11 protein-coding genes are annotated in these 15,822 nt (G+C 38.3%); all 11 read left to right on the top strand.

From position 1 onward, the window contains the following. Positions 1 to 45 precede the first annotated feature (45 nt). The 11 genes from IGJ95_RS13955 to IGJ95_RS13905 all read left to right on the top strand — a co-directional run bounded on the left by IGJ95_RS13955 (position 46) and on the right by IGJ95_RS13905 (position 15,819). Positions 46 to 1,011: a tRNA dihydrouridine synthase gene (locus tag IGJ95_RS13955; RefSeq protein ID WP_137072974.1), complete on the top strand. Its 966-nt coding sequence runs from the start codon at positions 46 to 48 to the stop codon at positions 1,009 to 1,011. A 339-nt stretch (positions 1,012 to 1,350) separates the two neighbouring features. Continuing rightward, positions 1,351 to 2,841, top strand: a complete 1,491-nt coding sequence (locus IGJ95_RS13950; protein WP_019722718.1) for a phytoene desaturase family protein — start codon at positions 1,351 to 1,353, stop codon at positions 2,839 to 2,841. Next, the gene (locus IGJ95_RS13945) at positions 2,828 to 3,724 is read left to right on the top strand and encodes a phytoene/squalene synthase family protein (protein ID WP_023520543.1); all 897 of its coding nucleotides are present in this window, start codon (positions 2,828 to 2,830) and stop codon (positions 3,722 to 3,724) included. The genes IGJ95_RS13950 and IGJ95_RS13945 overlap by 14 nt, the downstream gene beginning before the upstream one ends. A gap of 364 nt (positions 3,725 to 4,088) precedes the next feature. After that, positions 4,089 to 4,979, top strand: a complete 891-nt coding sequence (locus IGJ95_RS13940; protein ID WP_023520542.1) for an Rgg/GadR/MutR family transcriptional regulator — start codon at positions 4,089 to 4,091, stop codon at positions 4,977 to 4,979. 141 nt (positions 4,980 to 5,120) lie between these two features. Then, positions 5,121 to 5,414: a WXG100 family type VII secretion target gene (locus IGJ95_RS13935; RefSeq protein WP_023520541.1), complete on the top strand. Its 294-nt coding sequence runs from the start codon at positions 5,121 to 5,123 to the stop codon at positions 5,412 to 5,414. A 252-nt stretch (positions 5,415 to 5,666) separates the two neighbouring features. Beyond that, positions 5,667 to 9,065 carry a type VII secretion protein EsaA gene (gene esaA, locus IGJ95_RS13930; protein WP_438762143.1) on the top strand — a complete coding sequence of 1,133 codons (3,399 nt, stop codon included), beginning with the start codon at positions 5,667 to 5,669 and terminating at the stop codon, positions 9,063 to 9,065. Between the two features lie 13 nt (positions 9,066 to 9,078). Further along, the gene (locus IGJ95_RS13925; RefSeq protein WP_010734039.1) at positions 9,079 to 9,564 is read left to right on the top strand and encodes a hypothetical protein; all 486 of its coding nucleotides are present in this window, start codon (positions 9,079 to 9,081) and stop codon (positions 9,562 to 9,564) included. 13 nt (positions 9,565 to 9,577) lie between these two features. Further along, entirely contained in the window at positions 9,578 to 9,853 is a 276-nt protein-coding gene (locus IGJ95_RS13920) for a hypothetical protein (RefSeq protein WP_010734040.1), read from the top strand. Further along, positions 9,850 to 11,022 (top strand): type VII secretion protein EssB, encoded by a 1,173-nt coding sequence (gene essB, locus IGJ95_RS13915; protein ID WP_438762141.1) that lies wholly within the window; start codon positions 9,850 to 9,852, stop codon positions 11,020 to 11,022. Before IGJ95_RS13920 ends, essB begins: the two co-directional genes overlap by 4 nt. Next, a complete protein-coding gene (essC, locus tag IGJ95_RS13910; RefSeq protein ID WP_438762139.1) occupies positions 11,009 to 15,421 on the top strand; it encodes a type VII secretion protein EssC in 4,413 nt (1,470 codons plus the stop codon). Before essB ends, essC begins: the two co-directional genes overlap by 14 nt. Beyond that, the gene (locus tag IGJ95_RS13905) at positions 15,418 to 15,819 is read left to right on the top strand and encodes a DUF4176 domain-containing protein (protein WP_010734043.1); all 402 of its coding nucleotides are present in this window, start codon (positions 15,418 to 15,420) and stop codon (positions 15,817 to 15,819) included. The genes essC and IGJ95_RS13905 overlap by 4 nt, the downstream gene beginning before the upstream one ends. Positions 15,820 to 15,822: the final 3 nt, after the last annotated feature.

Here is a 15,822-nt window from a genome sequence, read left to right as displayed (position 1 = left end):
ATGTTTTTGATGGAACTTTTTATATAGCGAAATGGAGTGTACTTGATGAAGAATAATTTTTGGGCTGAACTACCTACGCCCTTTTTTGTATTAGCACCGATGGAAGATGTGACAGATGTGGTTTTTCGCCATGTTGTCCAAAAGGCCGGTGCGCCGGATGTGTATTTCACCGAATTTACTAATTCAGATAGTTTTTGTCATCCAGATGGCAAAGAAAGTGTCAAAGGACGTTTGACATTTACTGAAGATGAACAACCGATGGTGGCACATATCTGGGGAGATAAACCGGAATTTTTCAGAGAGATGAGTATTCAACTAGCCGAGATGGGTTTTAAAGGAATAGACCTCAATATGGGTTGTCCGGTACCGAATGTGGCAGAACGTGGAAAAGGTAGTGGCTTGATCCTACGTCCTGAGGTTGCGGCAGAATTGATCGAAGCTGCAAAAGCTGGAGGGTTACCGGTAAGTGTAAAAACACGTATTGGCTACACAGAGCAAGCTGAAATGGTTGATTGGATCAGTCATTTACTAAAGCAAGATATCGCGAATCTTTCTGTTCATTTACGTACACGCAAAGAAATGAGTAAAGTGGCGGCACATTGGGAACTAATTCCTGAAGTCGTTGCCTTGCGTGACCAAATTGCCCCACAAACGAAGTTGACGATCAATGGTGACATCCCTGACCGCCAAACAGGGCTTGAATTAGCGGAAAAATATGGTGTAGATGGCATCATGATCGGCCGAGGTATTTTTAAAAATCCATTTGCCTTTGAAAAAGAACCGAAAGAGCATTCAGCAGAAGAACTTATTGATTTACTGCGCTTGCAACTAGATTTACAAGACCACTATGCAAAAGAGATCCCACGTTCGATCACAGGCTTACATCGTTTCTTCAAAATCTACGTCAAAGGATTTCCAGGAGCCAACGATTTGCGTGTGCAATTGATGAACACGAAATCCACTGATGAAGTTCGGGCACGTTTAGATGAATTTCAACATAAAACTGAATAAACTGTCTAAGTTTTCACAAAGTAATCAGCCAAAAAAGCTGTGACATCTAAAAAATATGAAAATATTTTCGGATGTCATGGCTTTTTTTAATGAATTGACTTTTGAAGGCTGTTTATTCAGTTTTAGCTGACAATGGCTATCTAGATTGTATATTTCACGTGTAAATAATACTGAGTGAAAAATGATAAAAAATGAATTAAAAACAAAGAAAAATGAAGAAAATTTAATGTAACGTATGTTATTTGAGCGTTTTATTTTATGACATAACGGATTTAATGATATCCTAAAATTTATCAGATGATAAAAATTTATAGAACAAGAATTGAGTAGGTGGATGTCATGAAAAAAGTCATTGTAACAGGTGCAGGAGTTGCGGGATTAAGTGCAGCTGTACGCTTGCAAAAATTAGGCTATGAAGTAACATTGTACGAAAAAGAAAGTGGCCCTGGCGGCAAGATGAATCAAATCAAAAAAGATGGGTTCACGTTTGATGTGGGGCCAACGATCGTGATGATGCCTGAAATCTATCGCGAAGTATTTGAATTTTGTGGGAAAGATCCGGATGACTACATTCCGATGGAAAAAGTCGATCCTATGTTGAAACTCTATTTCAATAAAGAAGAACCAATCGAATTTTCAAATGATCTCATTGAATTGACCAAAACGCTCGAAGCGATTTCCCAAGAAGATGCGCAAGGCTATTATGCGTTTCTAGCGGATATCTACAAGCGTTATCACATAGCCAAAGAAGCATTTATTACTAAATCCTTTCGTGGTTTTTGGGATTTCTATAATCCTAAATCACTATGGGCAGGGATTCGTCTAAGAACATTTAGTGATGCGTATTCATCGATTGCTAAATTTGTTAAAGATGAACGTTTGCGAAAATCATTGGCGTTCCAAACCTTATACATCGGTGTTTCCCCATATCAAGGTCCATCGTTATACACGATTATCCCGATGATCGAACTTTTATATGGCGTTCATTTTATCAAAGGAGGTATGTATACTTTAGCAACCTCACTAGCTAACTTATTAGAAGAATTAGGTGGAACGATCCATTATAATACACCCGTTGATGAATTGATCATTGAAGATAAAGTGGCAAAAGGTGTTCGAATCGGACAAGAACGAATAGAAGCAGATGCGGTCGTTTGTGGTGCTGATTTTCCTTATGCAATGAAAGAGTTGATTCCTGATGAAAAGAATCGTGGGAAATATACGGATAAGAAAATCGATAAGATGGAATACTCTTGTTCTTGTTTCTTACTATATTTAGGTCTAGATAAAAAATATCCGGGGGATTATCTCCACAGCATCTATTTTGCAGATGACTTCAAACGAAATGTGGATGATTTATTTGAAGATGGTCGTTTACCGGAAGATCCATCCTTTTATCTATACCGTCCTACGATCATGGATGAATCATTAGCCCCAGAAAACCATGAAGGATTATATGTATTAGTACCAGTTCCAGAACTTTCAAAATACGAAGATTGGTCAGAAGCGAAAGTCCAAGAATATCGTCAAAAAGTATTGACATTATTAAAAGAAAAGACAGACTTTACTGATATTGAAGAGCATATCGTTTCAGAAAGTTTTTATACACCAAAAGACTTTGAACAACATTTCAATGCCTATAATGGTGCAACATTTGGGTTGAAACCAACCTTAAAACAAAGTAACTATTATCGACCTCATAATAAATTTGCTTCTGCTGAGAATCTTTATTTCTGTGGTAGCAGCACACATCCCGGAGCTGGTGTACCAATCGTGATGCAAAGTGCTAAGCTTGCGGTAGAGGAGTTGGTTAAAGATGATAAAAACTAATCAGGAACTGTTTGAAAAACACGCAGACGATTTTGCCTATTGTGAAACTGTGATAAAAAAATATTCAAAATCGTTTTACGCTGCGTTTTCTCAACTTCCTGAAGAAAAAGCAAAAAGTGTCTATGCCATTTATGCTTTTTGTCGCTTGGCAGATGATACAGTTGACTTAGCCCATAGTGAGGAAGAATTGTTGGCACTAAAACACCAACTAGATGCTTTCTCCATGGGTAAAATTCCTGATGAACCAATTTGGCGTGCCTTGTCGGTTGTTTTTTCCGTTTATCCCATGACCTTGTCTCCGTTCTACGACATGATCGCAGGTCAAAAGCAAGATTTAGTCTTTACACAGCCAGAAACATTGGCTGACTTAGAAGACTATTGTTACTATGTCGCAGGTAGTGTCGGCTTGATGTTGTTACCTTTATTATCTGACCAAGCAGAAAAAATCCAGTCACAGGCAAAAAGGCTGGGTGAAGCGATGCAACTCACTAACATTTTACGAGATATCGGTGAAGATAATAAAATGGGACGAATTTATTTACCAAAGGAAATGATGCGTGCCCATGGTGTGACTGAAACCATGTTGCAAGCAGATAAACCTGCGAAGCCATTGATTGATCTATGGGAAGCGATAGCTAATGAAGCAGAGAAAAAATATGAAACTTCTTTTACGATGCTGCCGTTTATTGACCGAAATTGTCAACTCGCATTAACTGCTGCTGCAATGATCTATAGAGAGCAATTAAGCGTAATCAGAGAAAATAACTATTTCATGTTAGATCGTAAAAACTATGTCAGCCAGATAAGAAAAATCCAACTGCTGAGAAAAGCCAAAAAATATGTAGAAACTCTAATAAATAGTCCACAACAATCAACATTATAATTGGTATGATAGCATTGATAATCTGATGTATCAGAAAACGGAATGAGCACTCGCGGAAAGTACCGTTGCGAGTGCTCATTCTTTGTTTATCATGATATTTTGAACAAAAAATACATTGTTTATTCCATTATTATCGCTCTTATAAATAACATCAATGTTTTTCTGTTCTGTTTTTTTGTATTTATTAGTAAAGTCTTTATATTTAAAAACAACAGTTATTATAAATAAATGTAATATTCAAACGAGAATGATGGTAAGATTATAATAAACGGGGATTTTTAGCTTTATCAAATTTCAATCATAGAAGCTCTTTCTATAAAATCTTTGAGTTCAAGATTCAGTGAAAGAGGTCAGGAGTGAAAAAATGGAAGTATGGGAGATCGTTGAATTTGTCAGAAAGCAAAAAGGAATAACGATTGCAGAACTTTGTGGAGAGGAAGCTAGTCGTTCTGTTTATAAACGTTTTATTCAAAATAAAGCAGATACGACAGTCAGTAAGTTGACTTATTTTTTGAAAAAACTAAATTTGGACTATGATGAATTGCAGTTATTTAATTTTCCAAATGATTTATCCGAGGTCAATCGATTGATGCAAGAAGCGGTAGTCGCTTTTGAAAAGAAAGATAGTTTAGAATTACATAGTATTATCATGTTGTATGAAACAGAAGAACCTGATTCTCAAAGAGAACGTCATCTAATCAGTCTTTGTCGCTTGATGATCGCTCAATTAAAAGAGGAAAAAATCGATGTGCTATCTTCAGAGGTTTATCAGTATTTAATGAAGGCACAAACATGGACTCGCTACGAAATTTTTTTGTTTACTAATTGTATGTATGCGTTCCATCCTAAATTTATCGATTTGATTTTAGAAAAGTCGTTTCTTAGTTTGGCGGTCTACGAAGAAAACCGCAGCGGGCAAAGTGAGACATTTCGCATGTTGGCAAATGGCCTCATTCTATTTATTAAAAATCAGGATCTCCGCCTGGTTTGGAAATATGGTGCGAAGTTAGAAGAGTATTTCCTTGAAGAAGAACTATACTATGAGCGTAACTTGCAATTGTTTTTGCAAGGCGTCTGGTATGTGATCAAAGGTAATAAGAAAGGGAAGTATCACATAAAAAACGCTTTAGCAGTCAGTTGCTACTTGGATTCAAAGCAACAATATCAAAAAAAATACGAACTGTTACGCTTCGTGGAGCAGGCGTACCATGTGGATTTTGAACTCAAGAATGAGTTTCCCCCCGCTAGTAATTGAATGCTATCTTAAAATAACTAATCTTATACGAAAAGAATTGTGCGTATACGACGAAGATCAACCTTATTCGGCGTATTTTATTTTGACCAGTTGAAAATCAAGTATGATAAACTAGTCAAAAAAATTTTAGGAGGTACAAAAATGGCAGGAGTAATTGCAGTCACCCCCGAACAACTGAAGTCACAAGCACAGGTTTATTCACAGGCAGCCTCTCAGATCCAAGAGGCGATCCGTAAAGTAAATGCAATGAACCAACAAATCAGTCAACAGTGGAAAGGACAAGCATTTCAAGCTTATTTGGAACAATACAACCAATTAGAAGGTAATGTTCGTCAAATGGAAGAACTTCTTGAGCGCATCAATCAGCAGTTGAACAAGTATGCTGATACGGTTGCAGAACGCGATCGTCAAGATGCAGGTTCGTTTGGATTTTAACTTGATGTTCAAACAGAAGTCACTTTGCTAGATTTTCTTAAACGAATCACATGTGCAACAATACACAATGTAAAACAGAGCATCTCAGCTATAGCCTAAAAAGAGGATATGACAGAAGTGCACATCGCCATGATATAAGCGTCAAAATCCGAAATCAGCTAGCTATTTTTGGATTTTGACGCTTATTTTGAAAGGTAGAAATACAGACAAGTCACTTCTGACCCCATGCTCTTTTAGAAGGAGGAGAACAACTTGAAAAACCATCTGAAGCAAAAGCAGACATTTATCCTTGCGATCATCGCAAGTTTATCTTTGCTTCTTTTCTTTGCTTATATTGGCTTTAAAGAAAAGAGTATCATCACGAGCACCGCCAGCCCGACGACAAAAATGCAATATGTTTTGGTAAATGAGGATCGAGGAGCAGATTTTGAAGGTCAGCAGTACTTGTTAGGAACCGATTTTGTGACACTGATCAATAAAGATACTGCCAATCGTTGGGAAACGACTACGCGTAATATTGCAACAGCAGGACTAGAGAACGGCCAATTCGATGCAAAAATCATTATTCCCCAAGATTTTTCGGAAAAACTATTATCTTTACAAAGTATCAATCCAGAAAAAGCGATCATCGAATACCAAGTTCGAGATGGTCAAAATGAGATAACTAACCAAATGATCGAAGAACAAGTGAATCAGATTTTAACAAACTTCAATCAGCGTGTTGTGCAGATGTATTTCTCTAGTATTGTAGGAAATCTCTCTGAAGCGCAGCAAAACGTGAATAAAATGACGAATACACATAGCAATTATCAGCAAAATCTAGAAAATAGTATCTATCAGCCATTCCAAAATATTTCAGACAACTATGCGAGTGTATTAGACTCAACTAGTATTTTAGATACAACAAATAGTGCATTCAAGGCACAACAACAGGCCTTTGTTGATTCGGTACAATCTCTTTTGGAGCGCAATAATACAAGTTTAGAAGAGACTCACAAAGAGACTCACAAAGAGACAGAAAATGTTCAGGAGACAATTGTTGATTATACAAAAGAAACGAATGAAAAAATCACTGGAGCGATCGATCAATTCAATCAACAAGTCATCTTACAAAAAAATCAATTAACCACTCAGTGGGAGAACGCAACAACTAATTATAGAAATCAATACGACTTGTTCAATGATGCGATTTTAGCTCAATTTAGTAACTTTTATACACCAAATGAACAAAATAGTTTCGGTATTTATTGGGATTTCTTGGCTCAGGCAACGGCGTTTCAAACCAATCAACAAACCCGCATCGAAGAGATCCAACAACAAATTACTGAGTTGGAGAGTCAAGTAGAACAGCTAGAACGCTTAAAAGGTCAAATTGCCAATGCGTATTATAATGATCCGACAAGTACACCCGCAACTGCGACAGAAGTTCAAGTGAAAAATGCGATTATCAAATTGATGACAAATCAAAGGAATGAACCCAAATTAGATGGGGCGTACCAATCAGTTATCGAGGAGATATTGCCCCGGATCTCGGTGGATAGTTTAGCTCTATTATTAGCTGAATTACAAAATCAAGCAGTGATCAGTCAGGATCAGGCCGCCATTTTCAATGATGAGCTAGCGATTGTTACACGCTATGCCCATGATTTTGACCGACCAATCGGAAGTGAAGCCTCTTTTGCTTATCTTGAACCGAAAGCACAACATGATGCAATGATTTCTTTACCCACCACCAATCAACAGATGTCAATTGAGTTAAATCAAGATACGTTCCTCTCGATACAAGCAGAAGAAGAGCAGCAAGGAATGCTCTTTTTTGATCCAACATATGATTTTATAGAAATGGAAACTCAATTGAATCAGTTACTAGCCCCCTACAACTATGAAACAGCAATCCGAGTAGATACAAATCATTCATTCACAATCGTACAACCTTGGACGATTGAACCGGAGGAGGAAATGGAAGAGACATACCAGCGTATAGAATATCCTTCGCTACCAGATAAATTGAACTTTGAAGTAAGCATTCCTTTAAAGTGGCAGTTGACTCCAGAACAACAAACTACTTCATACAATCAGGTGTTTTACACATGGATGATCAATGAACGCGAACAACCAATGAGTGAATTCTCGGTATATCTTCCAATGGATCAGCCATTGATTGATGATGTGCCACAAATCTTGGAACAGTTTCAACTATTAAGTACGACTGCGCAACAAATCGTCACGCTATTTGGTGCACCACACCATTCTATAACGATTCCCGCATATCGACAGATGATCGATCAACCAGAAAATACGGGGAGATCCCTTATTGAATTAGCTGATTCTCGTTCGATCTATTGGCTATATAACAATCTTCAGGAAAGCGACAAACCTTCGATGATCAGTGAACAACTGTATCAGGAATACAAAAAAACAGGGGATCAGTTGTATAGCGATACCGAGAATCAAATCATTGCATTACAAGCAGTCATTGGTTCTCCTGGGACTAAAGAACCTGAAGAACTAAAACCAACCTTGTACGGTACCTTGCAATTAATGACATTACCACAGACATTTATGGAAGAAGCGGACAAATTAAACCACTGGTTCGCCTCTGCGAATCAACAAATCCATGCAGTATACGACAGTTGGCAGCAAACGGCACAAACAGAAGCGGAATCCGTCATCTCAGAAGAAAATCCACATCCTAAAGAAAATGAATACGCTCTGATTGAAGCTCAAACAGCCAGTCTGATCGAAACGATGCAAGGATTGATGGCAAGTTCAAAAGCAGCAGCTGAAGTTACCGGTCAATCTGCGGCAGAAGTAGCTGATATCACACCTACAATCGATCAGCTAAAAGAATCGACCATCGAAGTACAAGAGAATGCCACCACTATTTTAAGTAATCTAAGTACCTCTCTTGATGAATCAGCACAGACTGTCTCTGAAAATCAAACATATGCCGAATCATTTAGTGAAGTCCTTTCGAATACAAAGAATGGAGGGGCAGACAATCCACATGTCTTTAATTTTTTAGCAAGTCCAATTTTAGGACAAGGAAGCTTTGGTCAAACAAGACAAAGCTCATTGACTCCTTACTATGTGACATTGATCGGTGGCTTTATGATTCTGTTAGTATCCTTTCAATTGTCTAGCGTGATGAAAAAACGTGTAGTGACTTCTGTCGATTTGTTAGTCACACCGAACCGTATATGGAAAAACGTGCCTAATATGGTGGCGGTACTCAGTGTAACGTTAGTTCTGTCACTTATTTATAGCGTTTTAACGACCATAGTATCAGGAGTCGCGCATTCTTTTGTTTGGTTCGTTTATGCATTTTTAGTCTTTGCTAGTGGTCAATTGATTCTTTTAGGGTTCATGCGCCAATTCAAAAAAATCACGTTGTATTTATGTGGTGGGATTTTTGGCTTGTTCTTCATGTTGACTCCTTTGTTGGGCGTAGCAATCAAAAATGGCTCGTTGACAGAATGGCTCTATCGTCTGTCACCTTTACAGAATATTCAAAACGGGTTTAATGTGCTGATGAATGAGGGTGTCATCGGTTGGGGAAGTTATCTCATGCTCGTTCTATTCCTGATATTTGGAGTGATACTGAATTTTATTGTCCGACCAGAAGAGAAAAAAGAACGGTCAAATGAATAAACGGAGGTATAAAATGGTTCAGAAAAAAATAGGGGGGCTTTTCTTTTTGTTGGTAGTTTTACTATTTTTAAGTCACCCGAATGTCACAGTCTTTGCAAGCACACTTACTATCAATAACCATGTGATCTACCAAGAAAGGGAAGGCATCGAAGATCATGAAACAACATTTATAGTGCAAGATTTATTTTTAGAAGATAAAACAAAATTAGACCAAGAACGTGTCCAACAACAAAGACAACAGATTTCTACTGCTCACAACCTCGTCTTTGTGTCGGAAGCAACTCCACAGCCACAGGTCTTTGAGCAAACAATTACACCCCAATTATTCAAAGAAGGGCAAATGTCTGTAGGACATCAGGTGTCAGCTAACCCAAATCACACAGCTATCCAGGGAAGAATTGTTTTGTGGATCTTACTTCTACTAGGAAGTATTTTACTGACTATTGGAGGCAATTATCTTGGTAAAAAGTTTTCACAGCAGAAATACAAAAATGATTAAAGGACTGTTGTAGTTGGATAGAAATCAAGCAATTGGGATAAGTTTACAAGTCAAAGAAGAAATCATTGACTTACAGATCCCGACCCAAGTAACGATTACACGATTAAAAGAATTACTGAAGGAATCTTTCATACAAAATGGTTCGTCCTTGCCAGAGGTGTTCGACTTAGTGGTATTGAATAAACCGATCCGCTTAAAGGAAGAGGCATATGTGGCAGACTATCCATTAAGTGAAGGCGATCATTTACTGATCCATGAATCTCAACAAAAATCGGAGGAACGAACGTGACCCACATAAAAGATATTTCTGAAACGATCATGATTGAGACAACAACTGATGCTGTCAAAGTGACACTGAATGCTAAGCAATACCAACTCGATCGTTTAGAACAGTATCAACTATTCTTAACACAGAAAAAACACTTGCTCTCTGGACAGATCGTAGAATCTTCAGAGGAAAAACTCGTCATTCAATACCAGAAAAGTAAACAAATCTATTCTTTGCAAGAGTACCTTAAACGAACAGAACTTTTTCAACGATTATTACTTGCACAAAAAATCAATTTCTTATCCGAGTTTTTGAGTAGCCCGATCCAGCCGTTCATCCATCCAGCCAATCTATTTCTATTTGGAGAAGAAATCATCGTAGCACATAGAGGTTTTGCGCATTCAATTATTCCTTATGAAATAACCGAAGAAGAATTTTTGAAGCAATATCGTGCCTTGATCCTGACAATTTTACATCCTAAGTTCGATTATGAGCAACTGATTGAAGGAAATGGCACATTGAAGGACGAGTTTTCTAAACGAATCCAAAGAGCAAACAGTGTCGCAGAAATCGACCGCATGATTGGCGAACAAGTCGTACAGCAGAAAACGAAACGTGCATCAGAAATTCAAATGGTGAACAAAAGAAGCTATTTTATGTTTAAGTGGGGCACGCTTTTATTAAGTATTTCAACAATAGGTTTAGCGCTTACAACAGGTATCTATGCGTTTGATAAACTTCCCGCACAAGAACGGATCAGTTCTGCTGAAACGCAATATATTGCTAATAATTATGCTGGTGTTTTGACCACATTAAAAGAGGATAAACCCGAAGATCTCCCTTCTGGTGCCCAATATGTCGCTGCAGTCAGCGCGGTACAGCTGGATAATTTGTCGAATGAGCAAAAGACAGCAATCTTAAATAACATTTCTCAAAAATCAAATGAGAATACTTTGCTTTACTGGATCTATATTGGAAGGGGGAATTTTGAACGATCATTAGATATCGCACAAAACCTCGGCGATCATCAATACATTTTACATGCCTACACCAAACTATACAACGCGACGCGAGCAAACAACAAGATGAGTGGACAGAAGAAGCAAGAGTTATTAACAAGTTATGAGGAAGAAATCAATAAGTACTTAGAAATCTTAGAAAGCGAGACGGATAGTAATGAAGCAAACTAAGCCAAATTCAATAACTGATCAAATCCAACATTCCGTTTCAGTTCTTTATGATCTTTTTTACTTTGGTTCGACGTTTATTCATAAACAAATAACAGAAAAAAACAATCAAGTAATACTGGACGATCGAACACTTTCCTGTGAAGACGGACAGCTTTTTTGTGGAGGAGAATTAGTCAAGGATGAAAAGTTTCTCCTCGTTCATCATGAAAATTTGAAAACGGTAATCGTCAATAAGCCAAGGGAAAGCGTCTATCTATCAAATACACAAGACTCGGCGATCCGTATTGATTCGGATGCGTTGATTTTTATTCATCGTAATAGTACTGATGACTATCAAATAAAAATCTATCCTAGTAAGGCCAAGATTTATTACAATCACCAACGTGTAGAAAAAGGTGTCTTTCCATTTTCTGTAGGCGATCAATTGATCATTGATTATCTCATGATTGAGATGCGTGAGAAACAATTAAAGATCTCAGATTTAAAAAATCAGCTACAGTTGGACCCCTGGCAGTTGCTCGAAGAACCCTACATTCCCGAGTATCCAGAAAATTTTCCAGCATTTAGGCGTAGTCCAAGAATCCATTTAAAAGAGCCAAAAGAAAAAATAGAGATCCAAGCGCCTAAGCAGAAATCTAATGAAGGAAAGAATGAGTGGTTGAAAACTATCGTTCCACCGTTAGGTATGGTTGTTTTGAGCGGTGCGACAAGTTTTTTGAGCGGGGGCAATCCAGTTATGTTGATCAGTATGGGAGGTGCTAGTTTACTTACAACAGGTTTTTCTGTGTCGAGTTATTTTACAAACAAAAAAGAAATCAACAGAAAAAATCATATGAGAGAAGAGCATTTCCGTCAGTATATGATCAAAAAAAAGTCAGAGCTTAATGTCTTACAGCAAACACAAAAAACAGCATTAGAATATATGAATCCTTCACTGGATGAATTAGCATTGATGGCTAAGGATTATCATGCGAGGATTTATGAACGCATGACAGTGAACGAAGATTTTTTGACTGTCCGCCTAGGAATCGGCGAAATCAATGCTAGTTTTCAAACAAACTTTCAGCCGGTAGAAGAGGATGAACTGAGTAATGAAGCGTTTGAGCATCTTAATAGTCCCTATAAACAACTTGGAGATGCCCCGATCATCGTTTCACTTTTGGAACAGACGGTTGGCTTAGCAGGAACACCTAGTGTTTTACGAACAGCATTACAACTCCTATTATTTCAGTTATGTGTGTTGCATTCTTATCGAGACGTCGAATTCATTACACTGATCCCGTCGGAAGAGTACGAACAACATTGGCGAGAATGGCGTTGGTTACCTCATAACAAAATCCGTTCTTTAAATCTAAGAGGAATGGTGCATACCCCCCAAAGTCGAGACATGATTTTGAATTCTTTTTATCAAATAGTGGCAAAAAGAAAACAACAAGTCCGTGAAGCGGGAAATGAAAAGGTACACTTTCAGCCACAGTATGTTTTTTCGATTTTGGATGAAAGTTGGTTGGCAGGTCATGGATTGAACGAGTTTTTAGCCGAAAACTTAGAAGACTATGGAATCACGGTCATTTGGGGAAAAGAAACGTTGAATATGTTGCCAGAAACAACGACTACTTTAATTGAATATCAAAGCAATGAAGCAGCAACGTTGATCAATCAGGACAATGAATATGTGAACCAGTGTTTTATTCCCAATCATTTGCCGACAACCTATCCAATCGAAAAAGCCATTCGGCGTTTGGCGAATCTTCATCATGTGGAAGTAGAGAAAAATGCCGTACCTGACAGCTTGAGTCTATTGGATCAATATGAGGTCAAGACAGTTGAAGAACTAGCGATTTCAAATCGCTGGGCTACTGCGGAACCTAATAAATCGATTCGTTCATTAATTGGTTGGCGTGGAAAAAAAGATTTAGTTTACTGGGATCTACATGAACGAGTCCATGGACCACACGCCTTAGTTGGTGGTACGACTGGTTCCGGGAAATCTGAATTTTTAACGACTTATTTGATCGGCTTAGCAATCAATTTTTCGCCAGAAGATATCGGCATGTTGATTATTGACTGGAAAGGTGGCGGAATAGCCAATACCTTAGATCATTTGCCCCATTTTATGGGCGCAATCACTAATTTGGATGGTGCTGGAACTGCGCGAGCCTTAGCAAGCATCAAGGCAGAGCTAGCGAAACGTCAAAGAGAGTTTGCCAAATATGGTGTAAATAATATCAACGGCTACATGACCTTGTATAAACAAAGAAAGGCCCCAAAACCAGACGTTGTTCATCCACAAAAACCTTTGCCCCATTTGATTTTAGTTTCGGATGAATTTGCGGAGCTTAAAGCCAATGTTCCAGAATTCTTAGATGAGCTCACTTCTGTTGCCCGAATCGGACGTTCATTAGGTGTTCATTTGATTTTAGCCACCCAAAAACCTTCTGGGGTAGTCAATGATCAGATCGAAGCCAATAGTACAAGTAAAATTGCCTTGAAAATGGCGAGTGTTCAAGACTCGAATGAGTTACTCAAAACGCCAGATGCCGCACAAATCACGAATCCTGGACGAGGCTATTTGAAAGTTGGCGAAAATGAGGTGTATGAATTATTTCAAAGTGGCTATGCGGGGGTTCCATATGATCCAGAACAATTGATCGAAGAAGTGATTGATGAACGGGTATTCAAAATCAACGAATTGGGCCAGTTAGAATTACTCTATGATCCAGATATCGAAATCATTCAAGGAAAAGATACACGAGATTTGCCGACACAATTAGAAGCAGTGATTGATAAGATCAAGACAATCTTTGCCGATTCTACCTACAAATTGCCGGATAAGCCATGGCTACCGAACTTAAATAAGCAGATTATGGCGCCAAAAATAAAACAGTCAGAAGTTCGTAATCTAGCTATCCCATTTGGTTGTTTAGATATTCCTTCTGAACAAAAACAAATGAATTATACCTTCAATCTCGAAGAAGCGAGTCACACATTGATCGTAGCTAGTCCAGGCTATGGGAAGTCGACAGTGTTGCAAACTCTTGTAATGAACCTTGCCCGTCAAAACACCCCTGCAACGATTCAGTTTCATTTAATTGATTTTGGGAATAATGGTTTATTAGTACTCAAGGAATTACCCCATATTGCGGATATAGCGACTTTGGAAGAAGATGAAAAACTGCAAAAAATGCTTGATCGCATCGAAAAATTATTGGCAGCACGCAAAAATTTGTTCAAGCAAGCTGGTGTCGCGAATCTAACGCAATACGAAACAAGAACAAGAGAAAAATTACCGATCTTAGGAATCATTCTTGATAGTTATGATGGCCTGAGCTTGGAAGATAAGCGCAAAGATAGAATCGACGAAGTGCTTCTTCAACTACTAAGAGATGGTGCCAGTTTGGGTATCTTTCTTGTGATGACCGCGAATCGTGTAGGAAGTATTCGGACTAACATGATGAGCAATATTGCCACTAAGATAACGCTATATTTAAACGATGAAAATGAAATAAATATGGTCATGGGCAGAAATGCTTTGTCACCTGAAGCAATCAATGGGCGCGGACAAGTCTTACTCTCTACGCCAACTACCATTCAGTTTTATCTGCCGATTAACGGGAAAAATGATGCGGAACTACTCCAAAATCTGGAAGAAGAAATTATAGAAATCAATCAAGCTTGGACAGGCGAACGCCCAGATAAAATTCCAATGGTACCAGAAAACCTAACGCAAAAAAGTTTTGCTTCTTACCTTGAACAAGACGACAGCCACACACTGTATTTGGGATTAAACAAAGCCACTTCTTCAGTAGAATCGTTCGACTTGTTCCAGCGCATGAGATTAGGGATCTTTTTCAAATCCAATAAGCAACTTCGTGCGATGATGCCTTGGCTGCTTCAACAAATTTGTCAAGAAAGACAAGAAGAAGTGGTGTTGATCGATGCAAATGGAACACTCGAACCAGCAAAGCCGAAAGTTTCACTATATTTGGACCGTTCATGTCTTAGTGAAAAAGTAACAGCCCTAAAAGGGGCTTTAGAAGCTCTCTTAACAAATGAAACTGGCAAGAGAATCATCATTATCAATGGTATCGCAGACTTGGTCGATAAATTAACATTGAACCCTGAGGAAGTTACCGCTCTGCTAAGTGGAGGAAACGAGCATTTACAGTTTGTTTTTCTCGATCATATGACGAAAGTGGGTAATACCTTTGGCGGAATCACTATGTTCGTAAAAGAAAATATCGATCATATTTTATTTGGTGGAAGCTTACAAAATCAATTATTTATTGAAAATCTTTCTTATCAAGAAAAAAACGCAATAGTTGCTAAAAACGTCCTACACAGTTTGAAGGATGAACACTTGGAAGCTTTGGTGTTTCCTACGGAGGAAGAAGCATGAGAGAAGAAATGATCACACCGTTTTTGCCACTAGGTAGTATCTTAAGACTAGTTGGGACAGAGGATGACCAACTGCTCTATTTTGTCGTTGCTCGTGCTATCGCTAAAAATGAAGAAGAAAAAGTGATAGCGAGATATCGAGTAGCCCCCCATCCGTTTGGAGATGTACCGAGCCAAGAAGTCTTTTCTATCCATGCCGATCAAATCACAGAAGTGTTGTTCGAAGGCTTCCAAAACCAAGACGATGAAGAATTTTTAGACGATTTGCTGAAGCAACTTAGGGATGCGCCAACTAGACCACCACTCGTGCAAGAGGAGAAACCTGTACAGATTGTAGAAACTATAAAAATCAATGAAGAAGAGAGATTAAAAGAAGACCCATTCTATCAATTCAGATAAGGA

It is taken from the genome of Enterococcus sp. AZ156 (assembly GCF_051714165.1).
Lineage (GTDB): Bacteria > Bacillota > Bacilli > Lactobacillales > Enterococcaceae > Enterococcus_B > Enterococcus_B pernyi.
The sequence above is the reverse complement of the archived record's forward strand: the minus strand, read 5'-3'. Positions and strand labels throughout refer to the sequence as shown.